Raw genomic sequence first — 19,104 nt, forward strand, 5'->3', positions numbered from 1 at the left:
ATTAATCATTGGTTGGCCCCAACACAATCCGCCCACTGGAGCACGCCGCGGTGTCATTGCGATAGGTAAAATACAACTTGCCGCGCTCGCGATCGAAGCGCAGGTGTAGCTGGATTTCATCGCCGGGGCGCACCAGTTGCTGGAATTTGAGCACTTCCATGCCGACGAACCGCGGCGGCAACTCCATCAGTTGGCGGCCCAGGTTCAAGGCCCAGTCCACCTGCACCACGCCGGGCAGGACCGGCGCGGTGGGGAAGTGACCGCTGAAGTACGCCAAGTCTGGCGGCACGGCCAGACGCAGGTTCCATTCGCCGTCGGTCTCGCCTTGGTCGAGCACTTCAGGCGCCTTCGGACGTGGCGCCATCAGCAAAGCTTCGACCTCGGCCTGGGCCAGTTTGCCCTGGCCGTTGAACGGCAGTTGCCGCAGCCAGCGCCAGCGTCGCGGCAGGGCCAGGGTTTCGCAATGTCCGCTCAGGTGCTGGCGCAGGGCCTCGGTCATGGCTCGTCGGCCCAGGTTGCGCAAGGCATGCAGGCCGGTTTCGCTGAGCACCAGCAGTGCGCCGAGAGAAGCACGATTTTCCTGGACCACCCCCAGCCGTGCTTCGCTGACCCAGTCGTGGGCCGTCAGCGCCTGCTCCAGCATTGGCAACGAGATACGTTTTTCTTCAAGCTTGACGATGCGATCCAGGCGGCCGAGCAATTCGAAGCGCCCGTCCTCGGTGATACGCGCCGCGTCGGCGCTGTGCTCGACATGGCCGCTTGGGAGATAAGGCGAAGCAATCAGCAGGGCGCCGTCACTGTCCTGGCCCAGTTCGACGCCGGCAAAGGGTTGCCAGAGGTCGCCGCCCTGACGCCAGGCGATACCGCCGGTTTCCGAGCTGCCGAACACTTCCGTTGGCCATTGTCCCAGGCGTTGCTGAAGGCTGCGGGCTGCTTCGGCCGGCAGTGCGCCGCCGGAGGAGAACACCCGACGTACGCTGCTCAAGGCCGGCCAATCGAGATTGTCGCCCATGCGCTTGAGCAGCGCCGGGCTGGCGACCCAGGCAAATGCCGGATGCTCGCGACTGGCGCGCTGAAGGTCTTCCGGGAAAGCCAACTGCCGGCGCACAAAGGTGCGTCCGGCGCATAACGGCCACAGCACCCGGAACAGCAGACCGTAGATATGCTGGGTGGCGACGCTGCCGATCATGCAGGCCTGCGGACCGAGGTCGGCGCCCCACAATTGCTCCAGCGCCTGGACTTCATTGCTCAGCTGGCGCAGGGTTTTCTCGATGCGCTTGGGCTCGCCACTGGAGCCGGAGGTGCACAGGGTCAACCAGCACTGATCGAGGTCCAGTTCGGCAGCCTCCAGCGGCGCCTGGCGGATCTCGTCGGGCCGGGCGTCTACGGGCAGGTCGGTCAGCCACAAGTCGACGTCGGCCGACCAGCGCTGGCGGGTTTGCGCTTGCAGGTCGGCGGGCAGCAGCACCTGCGCCCCGGCGCGCCAGGCGCCGAGCAGGGCCACCGCGAGGTCGGCGGCATCTTCGAAATGCACGGCCACGCGCCGGATGTCCCGGGCTTGCAGGCTAGCGGCCAGGCAGAGCGCGTCGTCGCGCAGTTGCGAGTGGTTTAATGCCGGGGCGACTGCAACAACACGGTCCGGCTGGGCCTTGAGCAGCATCTGCTCAAGTGTTATCCAATTCATGGGCGGCCTCTTACCCGTTGTCGTATGAGCCATTCAATGGCAAACATCAGGCCCATCAGTCCGTAGGAAATCAGGCCGGTGTACAACATCCACCAGCTCAGCGGCGCCCAAAGCGTCAGGACCGCAGCGAGCACACCGTTACACAGGAAAAACACACTCCAGGCCACTGTCACCTGGCGGGTATAGATCACCGCCCTGGCCGGCAATTGCGGTTCCCGCAGGCGGGCCAGGCGTTCAACCATCGGCGGGCCATATTTCAGGCTCAGGGTGAACAGCCCGAGCATGAACGCGCTGATCAGCACCGGATACCAGCGCAGCAGGAGCGGGCTGTCGAACACCGCGAGCAATACACAAAAGGTAATCGCCGAGGCCGCCATCCAGCGACTGCCGGGGTTGCCTTTGCCGAGTAACGCCCGGGCCAGCCACAGGCCACCTAATAACAGCCCGAACTGCCATGGAGCAAAGTGCTCCATGCCGAAATACACCGCGAAGGGGTACAGCAGGCCCGCCAGCAGCAGGCCGAGGCCAATCAGCCGGCTCATGCGGCCGGTTGGACCAGTCGATAGACCGCCTCCACCACGTCGTTGACGGTGCGCACCGACTTGAATTCTTCGGCGGCAATCTTCTTGCCGGTCTGGCGCTTGATGTGGTCGATCAGGTCGACCGCATCGATGCTGTCGATTTCCAGATCCTGGTAGAGGTTGGCTTCCAGCGTCACGTGATCGGGGTCCAGCTCGAAGAGCTCGACCAGTGCAGCACGCAGAATGTTGAAAATGTCGTCGCGAGTTTGCATGGTCCGGTCTCAGGGGCGTTTTGCAGTGACGAAGGCCGCAAGGCTTGCCACATTGCTGAAATGGTTACGGGTGTCCTTGGCGTCGGCGTCGATCTTGATGCCGTACTGCTTCTGAATCGCCAGGCCGAGCTCCAGGGCATCCACCGAATCCAGGCCCAGGCCTTCGCCGAACAGGGTCTGGTCGTCGCCGATGTCCTCGACGGCGATGTCTTCCAGGCCAAGGGCGTCGATGATCAGCTGTTTGATGTCACGGTGCAGATCGCTCATCTTCGGCGAGCTCCTTGATGTAATAGTGATGCAGAAAATCGTTGAGCCGGCGCGAAGCCTGCGGCGGGGGGCCAAGCGCGGTGAAGGCTTGTGGATCTATATCGGCCCCCACGCGAAAACTGAAGTGCACGCGCCGCTGGGGGATGCGGTACCAGGGTTCGGCCTTGGTCAGGGTGGTGGGGCTGACCTTGATCGTCACGGGTGTGAGGATCTTCGCGCCCCGCAGGGCGATGGCCGCGGCCCCGCGATGAAAGGCCGGGGCCTGGCCTGGCTGGGTGCGCGTACCTTCGGGAAAGACGATCAGGCACTGGCCGTCTTGCAGCGCGTCACTGGCTGCATCGAGCATGTCCATGCTGCCATCGTTGCTGATGTATTGCGTCGAGCGCAGCGGGCCACGGGTGAAGGGGTTGGTCCAGAGACTCTGCTTGACCACGCAGTTGGCGTCGCGCACCAGCCCGATCAGGAACACCACGTCGATCAGCGAAGGGTGGTTGGCGATGATCATCTGCCCGGGCCGGCCGAGTTTCTCCGCGCCGTCGATTCGATAGGTGAGCACGCCGGTACGGGCCATGAACCGGATGAAGAACCAGAACAGACGTCCAACCGTGCGGCGGGCCCGTTGCCGATGGGCCGTGGGATCGCCGGGTAACGCACTGAGCAACGGGAACACCACCAATCGCAGGCACAGCCCGCCCAGCCCGAAGAGGGCGAAGCTTGCAGCAGTTGCGAGCAGGCGCCAGTAGTAGGCGTCGCGATGTTTACCGGTCACCGGTTGCGTTGCCAGGTCCATAGACGATTCTTCCAGGCATGTTGGCAGGTGGTGTCGTTTTCCAGCAGCTTACGCAGCAGATCCAGGGCATGGGGCCAGTCGCTGCCGGGCATCGGTGCCGACGGGCTGGATAATTCAAGTTGCCAGTCATCGCCCGAAGTCAGCAGGAGCCCCAGCGCGTAGGGAAACGGCACGTCGTTGACCCACGGCGCGTACACCTGCGGTGGTTGCTCTTCAGTGATCACCAGCAGTACCGCCGGCGCACCCTCGTTCAACAGTGCGGCGGCCTCCAGCATGCCGTGCTCCAGGCCGTCGCCGGTAGCGGCGAGGGCGGTCATCTCGCTGGTTTCGCCGCGCATGATCGACCACAGGCCGATGACGGCGTTATGCACCGACAGGCTGAACTGTGTCGGCGACAAGGGCTGATCGGCTGCCAGGTCCTTGAGAATCTCAAATGTGCGCGGGGTTTCGCCGTGACGGGAAATAAAGACCAACGGCAGGTCCGGCCGACCTTCGGCCAGTGGCCAGGCGACGCTGAACGCCATGCGCGCCAGGCGGCTGAGTCGGCGGCGCTGCATGGCGGGCAGGAAGGACACGTCAGGGGCGGCATCGCTGATGGGCGGCACGGCCGGTTGTCGGCTCCATGCCTGCCAATCGTCCACGCTTTCGAGCCCAGGGGCCCATGCGCGCCATTGGGCGATGTTGAAATTGATCACAGACTCATCCCACCCCTGCGGGCTTTTTCTTGTCACGGTTCAGTGGCTTGACCCGCGCCCAACCCTGCATGGCCTTGCGGCCCAAGTGGCGCGCATTATCCCGGTGCGGTTGGCTTGTAGCAAATGCTGGTTACATTTTGTCCAGAGAAATCCGTCGGCTGGTCAGCCCCGGTTCGGGCATGGCCATTATTGCGGTTGTGTCGAGGCTGTCTGTCGGACGCTTCTGTCACTTGGTCGGGGTATTGACGCTCGGTTGTCCGAAAAAGCCACCGACACTGTAATCCGTCCATGACCGAGGTAGCGAAGCGGCGCCTTGGCCTACTACACTCGGGAATCTTTGATACACGGAGGTTTTGTCATGCGGCGTGTGGTGTTCAATCAGAAAGGTGGCGTGGGCAAGTCCAGCATCGCCTGCAATCTGGCGGCGGTCAGCGCCAGCGAGGGTTATCGCACGCTGTTGGTGGACCTGGATGCCCAGGCCAACTCCACTCAATACCTGACTGGCCTGACCGGCGATGACATTCCCATGGGGATCGCCGACTTCTTCAAGCAGACCCTGTCGTCGGGGCCCTTCTCGAAGAAGAACAAGGTCGATATCTACGAGACGCCGTTTGACAACCTGCATGTCATCACCGCCACGGCAGAGCTGACGGATCTGCAGCCCAAGCTTGAGGCGAAACACAAGATCAACAAGCTGCGCAAGCTGCTCGAAGAGCTCGACGAGGACTACGACCGGATCTACCTGGATACTCCGCCAGCCCTCAACTTCTATGCGGTTTCAGCGCTGATCGCGGCTGATCGGGTACTGATTCCTTTCGATTGCGACAGCTTCTCTCGCCAGGCGCTGTATGGCCTGATGGCGGAAATCGAAGAGCTGAAGGACGACCATAACGAAGGCCTGGAAGTCGAAGGCATCGTCGTCAACCAGTTCCAGGCCCGCGCCAGCCTGCCGCAGCAGATCCTCGACGAATTGATTGCCGAAGGCCTGCCGGTGTTACCGGTGTACCTGAGCAGTTCGGTGCGCATGCGTGAGTCGCACCAGGCGAGCCTGCCGCTGATCCACCTGGACCCGCGGCATAAGCTGACCCAGCAGTTTGTGGAGTTGCATAATCTGCTGGAAAACGCCGACTGACTGGCTTGCACAAATCCACTGTGGGAGCGAGCCTGCTCGCGAAATCGGTGGCACATTCAACATTGGAGCTGCCTGACAGTCCGCTTTCGCGAGCAGGCTCGCTCCTACGGTGCTGAGGTCAGATCCCCTGGCCGCGCAACCAATTCATCAGCTGCGGCAAAGGAAACGCCCCGCTCTGCCGGGCAACCTCCCGGCCATCCTTGAACAGAATCAGGCTGGGAATCGAGCGAATCCCCAGCTGGGCCGACAGTTGTTGGTTGGCCTCGCTGTCGAGCTTGGCCAGTCGGCATTTACCCGCCAGCTGCGCGGCGGCCTGTTCGAAGACCGGCGCGAAGGACTTGCACGGACCGCACCAGTCTGCCCAGACATCCACCAACAGCGGCAGGTCGCCCTTGATCTGGCTGGCGTAGTCGCCTTGCTTGAGTTCGAACGGTTCGCTCAATAACACCTGGGCCTTGCAACGTCCGCACTTGGGCTGGTCGCCCAGGCGTTCGGCGGGGATGCGATTGAGGCCGTTGCAATGAGGGCAGGGGATCAGCATCGGGTCGGTCTCCTGAAAATCGTTGGTACAGGTTGAACATTATATCGAAACCACCACAAAAACCTGTGGGAGCGAGCTTGCTCGCGATGGCGGCGTCTCAGTCAATACTGCATCGACTGTCAGACCGCTATCGCGAGCAAGCTCGCTCCCACAAGGGAAATGGTGTGGCCGTTACTTCGCGTTGGTCAGCGTGTTGTAGCTGGTCATGAGGTTGCGATAGTCCGGGATGTGGTTGGAGAACAGGGTCGCCAGACCTTCCACATCGTTGCGCCAGTCGCGGTGCAGTTCGCAGGCCAGGCCGAACCACGTCATCAATTGCGCGCCCGAGGAGGACATGCGGTCCCACGCCGATTGGCGGGTCAGTTCGTTGAACGTACCGGACGCATCGGTCACTACGAACACCTCGAAACCTTCGGCCAGGGCCGACAGGGCCGGGAAGGCTACGCAGACTTCAGTCACGACACCGGCGATGATCAATTGCTTCTTGCCGGTGGCCTTGATCGCCTTGACGAAATCTTCGTTGTCCCAGGCGTTGATCTGGCCAGGACGAGCAATGTAAGGCGCGTCCGGGAACAGCGTCTTGAGTTCTGGCATCAGCGGGCCGTTGGGGCCGGTTTCGAAGCTGGTGGTGAGGATGGTCGGCAGTTGGAAGTACTTGGCCAGGTCAGCCAGGGCCAGCACGTTGTTCTTGAAACGGTCCGGGTCGATGTCGCGCACCAGCGACAGCAGGCCAGCCTGGTGGTCCACCAGCAGAACGGCGGCGTTATCTTTGTCGAGACGGTTGTAGGAAGTAGTCATGGCGTAGTCCTCTAAGTTTTGGTGGCCGAACGTTTCGGCGTGAGTAAGGGTTTCTAGATGTCGGTAAATCGGTGATTCATCTGGCCGAAGCGCCGGCTTCAATCCGTGTTGCGTTTCGATGGGTAAAGATTAAAACCGACACCTTTGTCGCGCCAGACTGCAAAAATCAGCCTTAGCGTTCTATTTTAGGAACGATGCGCTGCGCCATTCATCAGATGAGCCGCACCCCGAGCCCGCCAGACCCTCAAAACACCACAACGTAATTTTTGCGAACCCGGAGGTCCCATGAGCAATCCTCAAGACCCAACCCTTCCCCAGACGCTGGACAACCCCAACGACGACGGCTTCGTGCTTGGCACCGCCGGCCGCGACGAAGACCCGAACGCCGCCACGGCCTATGCGACCGATGACCGCCATGATCGCGATGAGCTGACCCCGGAAGACGCCCGCGGCATGCCGGGGTATCCCGACGAAAAAAAACCGGCGGAATCGGCGGCGGAAGAAGCGGAATCTGGCATCGAGACGCCTGAGCAGGGGAACGATAAGGCGGGGTGAGCGGGTAGCCCGGAGGTGGGCGGTTGATTGAAGATCGCCATCGCGAGCAGGCTCGCTCCCACAGGAGTTTGGTGTTGTGGTCTATATCGCGATCACATCGCTCCCAATGTGGGAGCGAGCCTGCTCGCGAATACTCTCTCTCCCTGACAATCTGAAGCCGTGGCGAGGGAGCTTGCTCCCGCTCGGCGGCGTAGCCGTCGTGGTTTACCTGGACGACTGCGTCGGTCTTTCAGGACTGCTTCGCAGCCCAGCGGGAGCAAGCTCCCTCGCCACGGGGGCCATGTGTCTGGCAGGTCGTTACGACGAGCAGCTGATCTCCAGGTGCTTGCCCCATTCCGGCGGCCTTTCGGCGTAGCTGTCCATGCCCGGTTGTTCTTCGAACGGACGGGACAGTACGCCGTGGAGGCGGCGGACTTCTTCGTAGTCGCCTGATTCGGCGGCGTCGATGGCTTTCTGCGCCAGGTAGTTGCGCAATACATACAACGGATTGACCGCGTGCATGCGGGCTCTGCGCTGGGCTTGATCGACAACGCCCTCGCGATTGACCCGAGCGAGGTAAAGCTCGCCCCAGGCATCGAAACCCTTGAGATCGACAAAGTCATCGCGCAAGCGGGCGACGGCCTGTTCGGGCGCCTGTTCGCCCAGGCGACGGAAAAACAGGCTGTAGTCGACGCCGCTGTTCTGCATCAGTTGCAGCAGGCGCTCCACCAGTTTCTGGTCATCGTCCTCGGCGCGGGTCAGGCCGAGGCGGCGACGCATCAGGTCCAGGTAATGGGCCTGGTACAGCGGCAGATACAGACCCAGGGTCTCGCGCAGGGCGTCGACGCTGATGAAGGGGGTCAGGGCCTGGGCGAGGGCGCTGAGGTTCCACTGGCCGATGGGCACCTGGTTGCTGAATGAATAGCGGCCCTGGTCGTCGGAGTGGTTGCAGATGAAGTTGGCGTCGAAGTCGTCGAGGAAGGCGAAAGGGCCGAAGTCGAAGGTGATACCCAATATCGACATGTTGTCGGTATTCATCACCCCGTGACAGAAGCCGTAGGCCTGCCATTTGGCAATCAACTCGGCGTTGCGTTCGACAATCTCCCGATACATCGCCAGGTACGGTTCCGGTTGCTCCCGGCACTCAGGGAAATGCAGGTTCAGCACGTGCTCGGCCAGGGCTGCGTGCAACTCCGGTTTCTTGGTGTAGTAGAAGTATTCGAAATGCCCGAAGCGCACATGACTCGGCGCCAGGCGCAGCACCATGGCGGCGCGCTCTTGCTTTTCGCGCCATACCGGGGTGTCGGAGCCGATCACACACAGCGCGCGCGTGGTCGGGATGCCCAACGCATGCAGGGCTTCGGAGGCGAGGAATTCGCGGATCGAGGAGCGCAGTACCGCCCGGCCATCGCCCATCCGCGAAAACGGTGTCTGGCCGGCGCCCTTGAGGTGCAGGTCCCAATGCTCGCCGGCCTCGTTGTACACCTCGCCCAGCAGCAACCCGCGGCCATCGCCCAATTGCGGGTTGTAGTGGCCGAACTGATGCCCGGAATACACCATGGCCCGAGGCTCGGTTTCGGCCCAGAGTTTGTGGCCGCCGAAAATTTCGGCAAACAGTGGCGTCTGTGCTTCGGCCGGATCCAGGTCAAGCAGCGCCATCGCGGCCGGGCTGGCAACCACCAGGCGCGGATTGTCGATGGGCTCCGGCAGCACGTGGGCCGAGAAACCGTCGCCCAGGCGGGCGAAGCGGTTATCGAAAGTCAGCGTTTCCAGTGTTTTCATGGCCATCTCCGACGGGGCGCCCGCAGGCATCCCGCGATCAGTCGAGTGTCTGTTGCGGTGGCTCCGGAATGGGCTTGATGCTGGCTACGGCCGAGGGCACGGGCCCGAGGGTCTTGTGGTCGGGCTCGGCGGGCACCAGCTTGTATTCCTGGCCTTGCAGGTTCTTCAGGTAGATCTCCATCTGACGGAACGAGATGTTGATATGTTCCTTCTTGAATTCCCGGTTGATGAACCGGTTGATCTCGTCCAGCACCGGGTTGCGGTCGCCGAGGTCGCGCACATGCATGCGCAACTCGTGGTCCAGGGTGCTTTCACCGAAGTTCAGGAAGTACACGATCGGCTCCGGCTCTTTCAGCACGCGCGGGTTGTCGCGGGCAGCCTTGAGCAGCAGCTCGCGAACCCGATCCAGGTCCGATCCGTAGTCCACGCCGAGTTTCAGGGTCACCCGGGTCACGGTGTCGGTCAGCGACCAGTTGATCAATTGCCCGGTGATGAAGGTCTTGTTCGGGACGATGATGTCCTTGCGATCGAAGTCGGTGATGGTGGTCGCGCGAATGCGGATCTTGCTGACCGTGCCCGACAGGTTGCCGATGGTGATGGTGTCGCCGATCCGCACCGGGCGCTCGAACAGGATCATGATGCCGGAGATGAAGTTGGCGAAGATCTCCTGCATGCCGAAGCCCAGGCCCACCGACAGCGCGGCCACCAGCCATTGCAGCTTGTCCCAGCTCACGCCGAGTGTGGACAACGTGGTGACAAAGCCGACGCCGGCGATGACGTAGGACAGCAGCGTGGTGGTGGCGTAGGCGCTGCCCTGGGCCAGGTTCAGCTTCGACAGCACGAACACTTCCAGCAGGCCCGGCAGGTTGCGCGCCAGGGCGAAAGTGATACCGATGATGATCAGCGCGCCAAGCATGTCGCCGATGCTGATGGGCACCATGCTCATGTTCACGCCGGTGCCGCTGGTGTATTCGTAGAGGGTGATGTTGTCCAGGTAGGAGAACACGCTGATCAGGTCCGACCAGACCCAGTACAGCGCGGCCATGAAACCGCCCAGCAGGGCCAGGCGGATCAGGCGCAGGGACTGTTCGTTGACCTTCTCGATGTCCAGGGTCGGCTCCTCGACCACCGTTTCACCGTCGCCGACCTCCTTGGCCGCCTGGCGCTTGGCCAGGGCGCGCTGGTAGGCCAGTCGCCGGGCCGCGACCGACAGGCCGCGCACGAAGGTGGCTTCGATTACCAGCCAGAACATCAGCAGGTACAGGGTATTGATCAAGCGATCGCTGAGTTTCAACGCGGTGTAGTAGTAGCCGAAGCAGACAGCGACGAACAATGCGATCGGCAGCGCGGTGAACAGTACGCCGACGGCCTTGCGAAACAGCGAGGCGTTGGTGTGCGTCGGGCTGCTGAGCAGCAGTCGGCTGAGCAGCCAGGCCATCGAGGCGTAGCAGGTCAACACCACCGGCATGCCGAGTACGTCATCGGCCAGGGCCGACGGCTGCAACTCCGCCACGGCAACCACCGCCACCAGGGCCAGCACCACCAGGCCAAGTCGACGGATCCAGGCCTGGAGGAATTCCACCTGGGGTTTTTCCCAGCGGAAATGCAGCTCGGCGACGCCTCCGGGAGAGAGGATTCGATAGGCGGTATAGAACACCAGCCAGGCTTGGCCGATCTGCAGCAGCGCGGCGCCGAGGTTGGTGTTCTGCCCGCGGGCGTCGATCTGCAAGGCATAGCCGCACAGCGCCAGTGCCAGAGCCACCGGCATCGCCAGCAGGATGTTGATCAGGATCGCCTGGGGCGTGTGCCACTGGCTGTCGCGCTTGAAGTGGCCGACATCCTGGTGAACCTTGTTCAAGCGCGCATAAAGATTCTTGCGTCGCCACAGCAGCGCACCGATCAGCAGTGCCAGGGGCAGGAACAGCAGCGGCCGCTGGGTCAGGCCGTCGGCCAGCTCACTGAGGCTCGACGCCCAGGGCAGTGAGTCGACCTGCTTCTCCAGGCGGGCCGGCACGCCACGCATCCATTCGAAATCCAGCGGTTTGTTGCTGGGAATCCAGAACATCTGTTCTTCAAGCGTTGCCCGCAGGTTCTGGGCGGTACTGAGCAGTTGCTTCTGGTTGAGCTGCAAGGTGATGGATTCGTTGAGCACCGCGCTCAACTCACGGTTCAGCCGTTCCAACAGGTCGACCCGGGTCAGGGCCAGCTCCAGCAGCGTCTTGCGCAGTTGCGGCGTGACCTGCTCCGACGGCTGGGACGCCAGCAGGCTGTCGACATAAGCGCTTGGATTGTTCAGCAGCTCGCGTTGCTGGCTGACCTCGAACTGGTACAGGCGGATGTCGGCGATCTGGTCGGCGAGGTTCTGGTCCAGTTTCAGGTGTGGCAGGGTCTGGCGCTGCTTGTAGAGAATCTTGGAGAGCAGCAGGCTGCCCTTGAGCACGCTGATCTGCTCATCCAGAGCGGCGTCGGTCTGGGTGACGCTATCGAGCAACTGCTTGGTTTGCAGGTTCTGCTGGGTGACCTCGTTGAGCCGATCGGTGCTTTTGAGCAGGTAATCGGAGAGCTTCAGGTTGGCCGAACTTTCGGTCGCCAGCAGGCTGCTGCCGCCGGCCTTCTGCGCTTCGATGGATTGCTGGGTCACCGTTTCCTGGGACTGGGCCAGGCGCTTCTGGTTGATCAGGTTCTGCAGATCCTGGATCTCTCGCTCCATGCGGTCGATCTTTTCCGACAGCAAATCATGCTGGCTGTTGCCCAGGTCTTGCAGTTGGCTGTTGCCGGCCAGCTCCTGGCGGCGCAATGGAATCAGCGCATTGAGGGCCGCCAGTTCAGCGTTGAGCTGGTCGCGCTGTTCGGCGCTGAGGGCCTTGCCGGCGTCGCGGCCGGCCTTGAGGATGGTGTTGATCTGCTGGATGCGGGTCTGGCTGGCGGAGATTTCCGCCTGGGCGCGCTCGGGGCGGGTCTGGGCGGTGATCACCAGGCTGTTGGCGTCGGCCAGGGCCTTTTGCAGGTCGCTCTGCTGGGTGGAGCGCTCCGTCAGCATCTGTTCGAGCTGAGGGATGGGCAGGTTGGCGTAGCGCTGCGCCACCGGCACCACATTGGTGCCCTTGAGCCGCGCCAGCTCGCGCTGGTTTTCGATGTTCTGCTTGGGGGCGTTGGCCAGTTGCTGCTTGAGGGCTTGCAGCTTCTGTTCGTAGTCGGCCTTGTTGCTGAGCTGGGTCAGGGTGTTCTGCAACACGGCCTGCAAGGCTTTCTGGTCGGCCTCCGGCAGTTTGCGGTCGGCGATCTTGTCCAGGCTGGCCTGGACCGAGGCGCTGGTAGGCGGTTCGGCGGCGTGCACCGTGCAGATGGAAAGACCCAGGCCGAGCAGGGCAATGGCGAAAAAGGAGCGCAGGGTAGGCATAAAGACCGGTCAAGCAAGTGAGAGTGGGAGCAGTTTAGAGGAACAAGCCGGGGCCCGGGCGACTTCCTTCGGGGAATCTGACGCCCACTTTGCCGATCTTGTTCCCGTCCATGGCCGCGACCGTCCATAGGGTACTGTTCCACTCCACCTGGTCGCCGACCACCGGAGCCCCCCCGACTTTCTGGGCAATGAAGCGGCCCAGGGACATGTCCGGATCGATGCCGTCGAGTTGCAGCCCGTACAGCGCCGCGACCGCGGCCAGCTGGGCGTCTCCTTCGAGTACGAAGTCGCCGAAAAAGCGCAGATCGAGGCCCCGTTGCGGCGCCTGGCTGAACAGTTTTCCCAGGGCTGGCAGGTCGTGTTCATGGCCGATTACACACAGCAGATCACCGACTTCCAGGACCGTACTACCCGACGGATGGAGTAGTTGCTGGCCACGAAACAAGGCCGCAATACGGGTTCCGTCAGGCATTTTCAGATCCCGAAGCGGCGAGCCGATGCACCACTTTTCCGCACCGAGGCGATAGATGAACAGCTCCCACTCGCTGGTGACGTGAACCTCCAGCGCTGCCCGGGAAATCGGCAGAGGTTCTGGCGGGACGGTCACGTGCAGAAGCTTGGCGACCCACGGCAGGCTCGTGCCTTGCACCAGCAGCGACACCAGCACGATAAAGAATGCCAGGTTGAAATAGAGCTGTGCGTGAGGCAAACCGGCCATCAGCGGGAACACCGCGAGGATGATCGGTACCGCGCCACGCAGGCCGACCCAGGAAATGAACACCTTCTCGCGACCGTGGAAAGCCTTGAACGGCAGCAGCCCGACCATGACCGACAGCGGGCGCGCGAACAGGATCATCCACAGGGCCAGGCCCAGGGCGGGGAGGGCGATCGGCAGCAGGTCATGGGGCGTGACCAGCAGGCCCAACACCAGGAACATGCCGATCTGCGCCAGCCAGGCCATGCCATCGAGCATATGCAGGATGCCGTGGCGACTGCGTATCGGGCGGTTGCCGATCGCCAGTCCGCACAGGTACACGGCCAGGAAGCCGCTGCCATGCAGGGCGTTGGTCAGGGCAAACACGGCCAGGCCGCCGCTGATCACCAGGATCGGGTAGAGGCCGTTGGCGAGGTTGATGCGGTTGACCAGTTGCAGCATCAGCCAGCCGCCACCCAGGCCGATCACGGCGCCGATACCGAACTCGCGCACCAGGTGCCCCAACAGGCTCCACTGCAGGCCGGTTTCGCCGCTGGCGAGCATGCCGATCAGGGTGACGGTGAGGAACACCGCCATCGGGTCGTTGCTGCCGGACTCGATTTCCAGAGTGGCGCTGACCCGTTCGTTGAGGCCTTTGCCGCCCAACAGCGAAAACACCGCCGCAGCGTCGGTGGAGCCGACGATCGCACCGATCAGCAGGCCCTGGATCAGGTTCAGGTCGAATAGCCACGCCGCTGCCAGGCCGGTCAGCCCGGTGGTGATCAGCACGCCGACGGTGGCCAGCGACAACGCCGGCCACAATGCCACGCGAAAGCTTGAGACCCGCGTGCGCAAGCCGCCGTCGAGCAGAATCACCGCCAGCGCGAGGTTGCCGACCAGGTAGGCCGTGGCGTAGTTGTCAAAAAGAATACCGGCACCGTCCACGCCGGCGACCATGCCCACGGCGAGGATGATCACCAGGATCGGGATGCCCAGGCGCGACGAAAGAGAACTGACCAGAATGCTCGCACTCACCAGCAACGCGCCGATCAAGAACAGGCTGTTGATGGTCGTCGCAGTCAAAGGCAGTACTCCGGAATCTTGAGGGGGCAGGCGCAAACTGACCATGCAGTCTGCGTGCCAGCGATTCTAACCTGTTGAAATGTGATGCTGTCAAAAAAGGTTGGGATCGACGTATGTGCACCGGATTCAGAGAGGAAAACACCGTGGCGAGGGCGCTTGCTCCCGCTCGGCTGCGAAGCAGTCGTCGCTTTTAAAGACGGGGCCGCTGCGCAGCCCAGCGGGAGCAAGCTCCCTCGCCACAAAAGCGTGGGTCGCGCACAGTCTGTGAGCGACCCACAGGCGGTCAGAGGCTGAACCGCCCGACCATGCTGTTCAGGTCTACGGCCAGGCGCGACAGTTCGGCGCTGGCGGCGGTGGTCTGGTTGGCGCCGGTGGCCGATTGCACCGACAGGTCGCGGATGTTCACCAGGTTGCGGTCGACTTCGCGGGCCACCTGAGCCTGTTCCTCGGCGGCGCTGGCGATCACCAGGTTGCGTTCGTTGATCTCGACGATGGCGGTGTTGATGGTGTCCAGGGACATCCCGGCCCCGCGGGCGATGTTCAGCGTCGACTCGGCGCGTTCGGTGCTGTTGCGCATCGAGTCCACGGCCTGTTCGGTGCCGCTCTGGATGCTGCCGATCATGCGCTCGATCTCGCTGGTCGACTGTTGGGTGCGGTGGGCGAGGGCGCGTACTTCATCGGCTACCACCGCAAAACCACGACCGGCTTCACCGGCACGGGCCGCTTCAATGGCGGCGTTCAGTGCCAGCAGGTTGGTCTGGTCGGCCAGGCCACGGATCACATCGAGCACTTTGCCGATATCGCGGGACTCATCGGCGAGGTTGCCGATCAGCGTCGCGGTGCTCTGCACGTCGGCGCTCATGCGTTCGATGGCGCTGACGGTCTCTTGCACCAGGTCACGACCGTCACCCGCCGAAGTGGTGGCGTTCTTCGACGCTTCGGAAGTGCTGACTGCGTTGCGGGCGACTTCTTCCACGGCGCTGGTCATCTCGTTGACCGCCGTGGCGGCCTGCTCGATTTCGTTGTTCTGCTGGGTCAGGCCACGGGCACTTTCGTCGGTGACGCTGTTGAGCTCTTCGGCGGCGGAGGCCAGTTGGGTGGCCGAGCCGGAGATCCGCTGCAGAGTGTCGCGCAATTTCTCCTGCATGGTCGCCATTGCTCGCAACAGGCGGCCGGCTTCGTCGCTGCCATCCACGACGATCGGCCGGGTCAGGTTGCCCTTGGCAATTTCTTCGGCGGCATCCAGCGCGTTGGCGATTGGCTTGGTGATGCTGTTGGTCAACAGCCAGGCGAACAGCAGGGTCAGGCCGGTGGCGACGACCAGCAAGGTGACGACCCAGGTGAAAGCCGTTGAGTACTGTTGGGCAGCACCCTGGTTGAGCATTTCGGCTTGGCGATTGTTGATTTCCATCAAACGGGTGACCGCCGCGTTGATCGCGTCGGAGTTGCTCAGCAATTCAGTGTTGAGCAGCGCTTGCAATTGATCGAGCTGGTTGTTGCGCGACAGGGTCTTCATCCGCTCTTCGAGCTGGCGGTACTGATTCAGCAACTGTACGTATTGCTCATAAGCGGCGCGTTCATCCGGGGCGCTGATGAGCTTTTCGTATGCGGTCTGCGCCTCGCGGATCTGCTGATTGCGTTGTTCGAACAGCTCATAGGTTTTCTGCTGGACGTCCGGTTCACGGTTGGTCAGCAGGCGATAGGACAGGACGCGAAGGCGCAGGGTGAGCTGGGTGAACTCGTCGAGGGCCTTGATGCTCGGGACGCTGTTCTGGACGATGGTTTCGCCCGAGACGCGGATCTTGCTCATCTGGCTCAAGGCAAATACGCCCAGGGCCAGCATCAGGGCGCCGATCAGGGCAAACCCCAGGAACGCCCGCGGCGCGATGTTCATATTACGTAGGGACATGGAAGTTACCGTGAAAAAGCGCGTCCGTGCGGGGCTGTGACTGGTTTCCTGACTTATCGGTCTGGCAACTGAAGTCTTGAGGGCGCTGCGTGCTTTTGTCGCACGCCATCGGGGTTGGCGCGACGAAGGGTCGGAACCAGATTTCCCGATCACAGTCTTTACAGCTCGCGAGCGGGATACCGCTGCCTTCTGAGTCGTGGCGCCGACGGTGACTTTTCTTTATCGTACGCGCCCCCTTGAAAAGCCTGGAATTCAATATGTTGGAAACATCCCTCAGCCAGCTGGAGCAACTGGTCAACGACCTGGTGCAACAGAACCGCCACCTGACCGGCCTGAATGAAAGCCTGAGCGCCGAACTGGCCAAGGCCAAGGATGAAAACGAAAGCCTTCAGCTGAACCTGATGGAACAGGAAGAATTGCACGGCACCACCGCCGCACGGATCCAGGCCCTGATCGAGCGCGCCAGCACCGCAACGGTCGGCGCATGAAGCAGGGTGCCGATGGGGTGACGGTCGTCTCGATTCTCGGAGAGGAATACTCGATCAAGGCGCCTGCCGGGCAGGAGCAGGCGCTGCTGGACGCCGCTTCGATGCTCAAGGCGGCCCTGGCCGATACCAAGCGTAAATTCCCGACGTTGATCGGCGACCGGCTGCTGGTGCTGGCGGCCATGAACCTGTGTTCGCAACAGATTGAAATGCAAAAGCAGCACCGCGCGGAGCTCGACCGCTACGAGGAGCAGGTCAGCGCCACGGTCGAGGTTATTTCCAAGACGATCCAGCAGGCTTGAACCTTTAGCGAATGTTGGCTGTGGTGCCTGTGTGGGAGCGAGCCTGCTCGCGAAAGCGTCGGATCAGCCGATTCAGCTTTAACTGACAGACCGCTTTCGCGAGCAGGCTCGCTCCCACAGTAGATCTATGGTGAACGCAGATGTTGTGTTCACACTTGAGCCCCTGTAGGAGCGAGCCTGCTCGCGAATGGATTTCAGCCGCGCAGCAAGCTCCGGCTCAAAACCACTCATCCCGCATCCCCAGGCACGTATCATCCCGCGCCTCGAGAATCGCCAGCTCGTGATGACAGCCTGGCACTTCCCAGGTCAGGAAGTAGCGCGCCGCTTGCAGCTTGCCCCTGTAGAAATCCACATCCGCCGCATTGCCCCTGGCCAACCCTTCCTCGGCACGAATCGCCTGTTCCAGCCAGCGCCAGCCAATCACCATATGGCCAAACACTTTCAGGTACAGCGCCGAATTGGCCAGGCTGCTGTTGACCTTGCCCTGGGCCAGGTCCGTCAGCAGCCCGAGGGTGACCGATTGCAGGCGCGCCACCAGGGCTTCCAGCGGCTGGCGCAGGGGCGTCAACGAATCGTACGCCTGGGCGCGCTCGCTGGTATCGGCCACCAGACGGATCAGTTGCTTGAGACCGGCCCCGCCGTTCTGTGCCAGTTTGCGTCCGAGCAAGTCCAGGGACTGGATGCCATGGGTGCCTTCATGGATCGGGTTCAGGCGGTTGTCGCGGTAATACTGCTCCACCGGATATTCACGGGTGTAACCATGGCCGCCGAGAATCTGGATCGCCAATTCGTTGGCCTTCAGGCAGAACTCCGATGGCCATGATTTGACGATAGGCGTCAGCAGGTCCAGCAACTCATGGGCGCGGCGGCGCTCGGCTTCGCTCTCAAGCGTAGTGGTGTCGTCGAACAGCCGCGCCGCGTACAGGCCCAGGTCGAACGAACCTTCCACGTAGGCTTTCTGGGTCAACAGCATGCGGCGTACGTCGGCGTGCTGGATGATCGGTACGGGCGCGGTGCCTGGATCCTTGCTGTCGGGCACTCGTCCCTGCGGGCGCTCGCGGGCGTATTCAAGGGAATACAGGTAACCGGCGTAGCCCAGCATGACGGCGCCCATGCCGACGCCGATCCGCGCCTCGTTCATCATCTGGAACATGTAGCTCAGGCCATGGTGCGGTTTGCCGACGAGGTAACCGACACACTCACCGTTATCACCGAAGTTCAGCGCCGTAGACGTAGTGCCGCGCCAGCCCATCTTGTGAAACAGCCCGGCCAGCAGTACGTCGTTGCGCTTGCCCAGGCTGCCATCTTCGTTGACCAGGAACTTGGGCACGATAAACAGCGAGATGCCCTTCACGCCCGGCGGCGCGTCCGGCAGTTTGGCCAGGACCATGTGCACGATGTTTTCCGACAGCGGATGGTCGCCACCGGAAATGAAGATCTTGTTGCCCTTGAGTCGATAAGTGCCGTCGGACGCCGGTTCCGCGCGCGTACGAATATCCGCCAGCGAAGAACCCGCGTGTGGTTCGGTCAGGGCCATGGTGCCAAAGAAACGGCCGTCGATCATCGGTTGCAGGAAGCGTTGTTTCTGCTCATCGCTACCAAAGCTTTCGATCAGGTTCGCCGCGCCCATGGTCAGGAACGGGTAAGAAGTCGAAGCAGCATTGGCCGACTGGAAATGCGCGAAGCACGCCTGGGACAGCAGCGTCGGCAGTTGCATGCCGCCGGCGTCGAAGCTGCGGGCGGCGTTGAGAAAGCCCGCCTCCAGGAACGCATCCACCGCGGGTTTCACTTCCGGGATCAGGATGGCCTGGCCATCTGCATAGCGCGGTTCGTTTTCGTCGTTCTTGCGGTTGTGCGGCGCGAAGTATTTTTCGGCGATGCTGCGGGCCGTACCGATGGCCGCGTCGAAGGTTTCGCGATTGTGCTCGGCAAACCGTTCGCGCTGGGTCAGGCCTTCGGCATCAAGGACTTCATACAGCTCGAAAGCCAGATTGCGGGAACTGAGCAGCGTCTCGGACATGGCGGCCTACCTTTTCTTGGAATGGGCCGAGTCTAGGTGTGAGGCGGGAGGGTGAACAGCAAGATTGATTTGGGTGATGGAGCGGCAGAACGCAGGGGGTGATCTGACGCGGATAAAATGTGGGAGCGAGCTTGCTCGCGATAGCTATCTCACATACAACAAAGATGCTGGCTGTCAGGCCGCTATCGCGAGCAA

The 19,104-nt window shown here is 62.3% G+C and carries 17 protein-coding genes and 1 pseudogene; 4 read left to right on the forward strand and 14 right to left on the reverse strand.

Translation table 11 applies throughout. The features are described 5' to 3' along the window. Window position 1: 1 nt before the first annotated feature. Genes J3P86_RS02105 through J3P86_RS02130 form a run of 6 tightly spaced genes read right to left on the reverse strand, consistent with a single transcriptional unit; the run spans window position 2 to window position 4,229 of the window. The gene (locus tag J3P86_RS02105; RefSeq protein WP_434699329.1) at window positions 2–1,684 is read right to left on the reverse strand and encodes an AMP-binding protein; all 1,683 of its coding nucleotides are present in this window, start codon (window positions 1,682–1,684) and stop codon (window positions 2–4) included. Beyond that, on the reverse strand, window positions 1,681–2,226 hold the full coding sequence (locus J3P86_RS02110) for a hypothetical protein (RefSeq protein ID WP_434696083.1): 546 nt from the start codon (window positions 2,224–2,226) through the stop codon (window positions 1,681–1,683). Before J3P86_RS02110 ends, J3P86_RS02105 begins: the two co-directional genes overlap by 4 nt. After that, a complete protein-coding gene (locus J3P86_RS02115; RefSeq protein ID WP_434626430.1) occupies window positions 2,223–2,477 on the reverse strand; it encodes an acyl carrier protein in 255 nt (84 codons plus the stop codon). Before J3P86_RS02115 ends, J3P86_RS02110 begins: the two co-directional genes overlap by 4 nt. Before the next feature lie 9 nt (window positions 2,478–2,486). Then, window positions 2,487–2,744: a phosphopantetheine-binding protein gene (locus tag J3P86_RS02120; RefSeq protein WP_434570104.1), complete on the reverse strand. Its 258-nt coding sequence runs from the start codon at window positions 2,742–2,744 to the stop codon at window positions 2,487–2,489. Then, window positions 2,725–3,534, reverse strand: coding sequence for a lysophospholipid acyltransferase family protein (locus tag J3P86_RS02125; RefSeq protein ID WP_434570102.1), 810 nt, complete (start codon window positions 3,532–3,534; stop codon window positions 2,725–2,727). Before J3P86_RS02125 ends, J3P86_RS02120 begins: the two co-directional genes overlap by 20 nt. Next, a complete protein-coding gene (locus tag J3P86_RS02130) occupies window positions 3,510–4,229 on the reverse strand; it encodes a beta-ketoacyl synthase chain length factor (protein ID WP_434699330.1) in 720 nt (239 codons plus the stop codon). Before J3P86_RS02130 ends, J3P86_RS02125 begins: the two co-directional genes overlap by 25 nt. 358 nt (window positions 4,230–4,587) lie before the next feature. On the opposite strand from J3P86_RS02130, the gene J3P86_RS02135 reads away from it, so the two are divergent. Continuing rightward, a complete protein-coding gene (locus J3P86_RS02135) occupies window positions 4,588–5,361 on the forward strand; it encodes a ParA family protein (RefSeq protein WP_305497306.1) in 774 nt (257 codons plus the stop codon). Window positions 5,362–5,479: 118 nt separating this feature from the next. Here the strand turns inward: J3P86_RS02135 and trxC are convergent, their stop codons facing one another. Further along, complete coding sequence (gene trxC / locus J3P86_RS02140) at window positions 5,480–5,902, reverse strand: thioredoxin TrxC (protein ID WP_434602606.1); 423 nt, start codon at window positions 5,900–5,902, stop codon at window positions 5,480–5,482. A 171-nt stretch (window positions 5,903–6,073) separates the two neighbouring features. Next, window positions 6,074–6,700 carry an isochorismate family cysteine hydrolase YcaC gene (gene ycaC, locus J3P86_RS02145; protein WP_018603387.1) on the reverse strand — a complete coding sequence of 209 codons (627 nt, stop codon included), beginning with the start codon at window positions 6,698–6,700 and terminating at the stop codon, window positions 6,074–6,076. Window positions 6,701–6,985: 285 nt separating this feature from the next. Here ycaC and J3P86_RS02150 point away from each other — a divergent pair, with 285 nt between their 5' ends. Beyond that, window positions 6,986–7,255, forward strand: a complete 270-nt coding sequence (locus tag J3P86_RS02150; RefSeq protein WP_434699331.1) for a hypothetical protein — start codon at window positions 6,986–6,988, stop codon at window positions 7,253–7,255. Window positions 7,256–7,552: 297 nt separating this feature from the next. Here J3P86_RS02150 and selO read toward each other — a convergent pair whose 3' ends face one another. The 5 genes and pseudogenes from selO to J3P86_RS02175 all read right to left on the reverse strand — a co-directional run. Beyond that, entirely contained in the window at window positions 7,553–9,016 is a 1,464-nt protein-coding gene (selO, locus tag J3P86_RS02155; protein WP_434626428.1) for a protein adenylyltransferase SelO, read from the reverse strand. 37 nt (window positions 9,017–9,053) lie between these two features. Next, window positions 9,054–12,416: a mechanosensitive channel MscK gene (gene mscK / locus J3P86_RS02160; RefSeq protein WP_434699332.1), complete on the reverse strand. Its 3,363-nt coding sequence runs from the start codon at window positions 12,414–12,416 to the stop codon at window positions 9,054–9,056. Between the two features lie 34 nt (window positions 12,417–12,450). Beyond that, window positions 12,451–14,193, reverse strand: a complete 1,743-nt coding sequence (locus J3P86_RS02165) for a potassium/proton antiporter (RefSeq protein ID WP_434673379.1) — start codon at window positions 14,191–14,193, stop codon at window positions 12,451–12,453. A gap of 283 nt (window positions 14,194–14,476) precedes the next feature. Then, the gene (locus J3P86_RS02170; RefSeq protein ID WP_434604974.1) at window positions 14,477–15,349 is read right to left on the reverse strand and encodes a methyl-accepting chemotaxis protein; all 873 of its coding nucleotides are present in this window, start codon (window positions 15,347–15,349) and stop codon (window positions 14,477–14,479) included. 30 nt (window positions 15,350–15,379) lie between these two features. After that, window positions 15,380–16,102, reverse strand: a pseudogene (locus J3P86_RS02175) (MCP four helix bundle domain-containing protein); the annotation flags it as partial. A gap of 257 nt (window positions 16,103–16,359) precedes the next feature. Here J3P86_RS02175 and J3P86_RS02180 point away from each other — a divergent pair. Continuing rightward, entirely contained in the window at window positions 16,360–16,590 is a 231-nt protein-coding gene (locus tag J3P86_RS02180) for a hypothetical protein (protein ID WP_305497293.1), read from the forward strand. Then, window positions 16,587–16,889 carry a cell division protein ZapA gene (locus tag J3P86_RS02185; protein WP_434626425.1) on the forward strand — a complete coding sequence of 101 codons (303 nt, stop codon included), beginning with the start codon at window positions 16,587–16,589 and terminating at the stop codon, window positions 16,887–16,889. Before J3P86_RS02180 ends, J3P86_RS02185 begins: the two co-directional genes overlap by 4 nt. A 217-nt stretch (window positions 16,890–17,106) precedes the next feature. Here J3P86_RS02185 and J3P86_RS02190 read toward each other — a convergent pair whose 3' ends face one another. Then, the gene (locus tag J3P86_RS02190; RefSeq protein WP_434699333.1) at window positions 17,107–18,909 is read right to left on the reverse strand and encodes an acyl-CoA dehydrogenase; all 1,803 of its coding nucleotides are present in this window, start codon (window positions 18,907–18,909) and stop codon (window positions 17,107–17,109) included. Window positions 18,910–19,104 lie beyond the last annotated feature (195 nt).

The sequence above is a fragment of the Pseudomonas sp. D1-1 genome, assembly GCF_051132225.1.
In the GTDB taxonomy this organism is placed as follows: domain Bacteria; phylum Pseudomonadota; class Gammaproteobacteria; order Pseudomonadales; family Pseudomonadaceae; genus Aquipseudomonas.

Bases quoted from the DNA above. Each gene is read 5' to 3' on its own strand.
- J3P86_RS02105 (WP_434699329.1), bottom strand. From the start codon at position 1,684: ATGAATTGGATAACACTTGAGCAGATGCTGCTCAAGGCCCAGCCGGAC.
- J3P86_RS02115 (WP_434626430.1), bottom strand. From the start codon at position 2,477: ATGCAAACTCGCGACGACATTTTCAACATTCTGCGTGCTGCACTGGTC.
- trxC (WP_434602606.1), bottom strand. From the start codon at position 5,902: ATGCTGATCCCCTGCCCTCATTGCAACGGCCTCAATCGCATCCCCGCC.
- J3P86_RS02170 (WP_434604974.1), bottom strand. From the start codon at position 15,349: ATGGCGACCATGCAGGAGAAATTGCGCGACACTCTGCAGCGGATCTCC.
- J3P86_RS02110 (WP_434696083.1), bottom strand. From the start codon at position 2,226: ATGAGCCGGCTGATTGGCCTCGGCCTGCTGCTGGCGGGCCTGCTGTAC.
- J3P86_RS02125 (WP_434570102.1), bottom strand. From the start codon at position 3,534: ATGGACCTGGCAACGCAACCGGTGACCGGTAAACATCGCGACGCCTAC.
- J3P86_RS02150 (WP_434699331.1), top strand. From the start codon at position 6,986: ATGAGCAATCCTCAAGACCCAACCCTTCCCCAGACGCTGGACAACCCC.
- selO (WP_434626428.1), bottom strand. From the start codon at position 9,016: ATGAAAACACTGGAAACGCTGACTTTCGATAACCGCTTCGCCCGCCTG.
- J3P86_RS02180 (WP_305497293.1), top strand. From the start codon at position 16,360: ATGTTGGAAACATCCCTCAGCCAGCTGGAGCAACTGGTCAACGACCTG.
- J3P86_RS02185 (WP_434626425.1), top strand. From the start codon at position 16,587: ATGAAGCAGGGTGCCGATGGGGTGACGGTCGTCTCGATTCTCGGAGAG.
- J3P86_RS02135 (WP_305497306.1), top strand. From the start codon at position 4,588: ATGCGGCGTGTGGTGTTCAATCAGAAAGGTGGCGTGGGCAAGTCCAGC.
- ycaC (WP_018603387.1), bottom strand. From the start codon at position 6,700: ATGACTACTTCCTACAACCGTCTCGACAAAGATAACGCCGCCGTTCTG.
- mscK (WP_434699332.1), bottom strand. From the start codon at position 12,416: ATGCCTACCCTGCGCTCCTTTTTCGCCATTGCCCTGCTCGGCCTGGGT.
- J3P86_RS02190 (WP_434699333.1), bottom strand. From the start codon at position 18,909: ATGTCCGAGACGCTGCTCAGTTCCCGCAATCTGGCTTTCGAGCTGTAT.
- J3P86_RS02120 (WP_434570104.1), bottom strand. From the start codon at position 2,744: ATGAGCGATCTGCACCGTGACATCAAACAGCTGATCATCGACGCCCTT.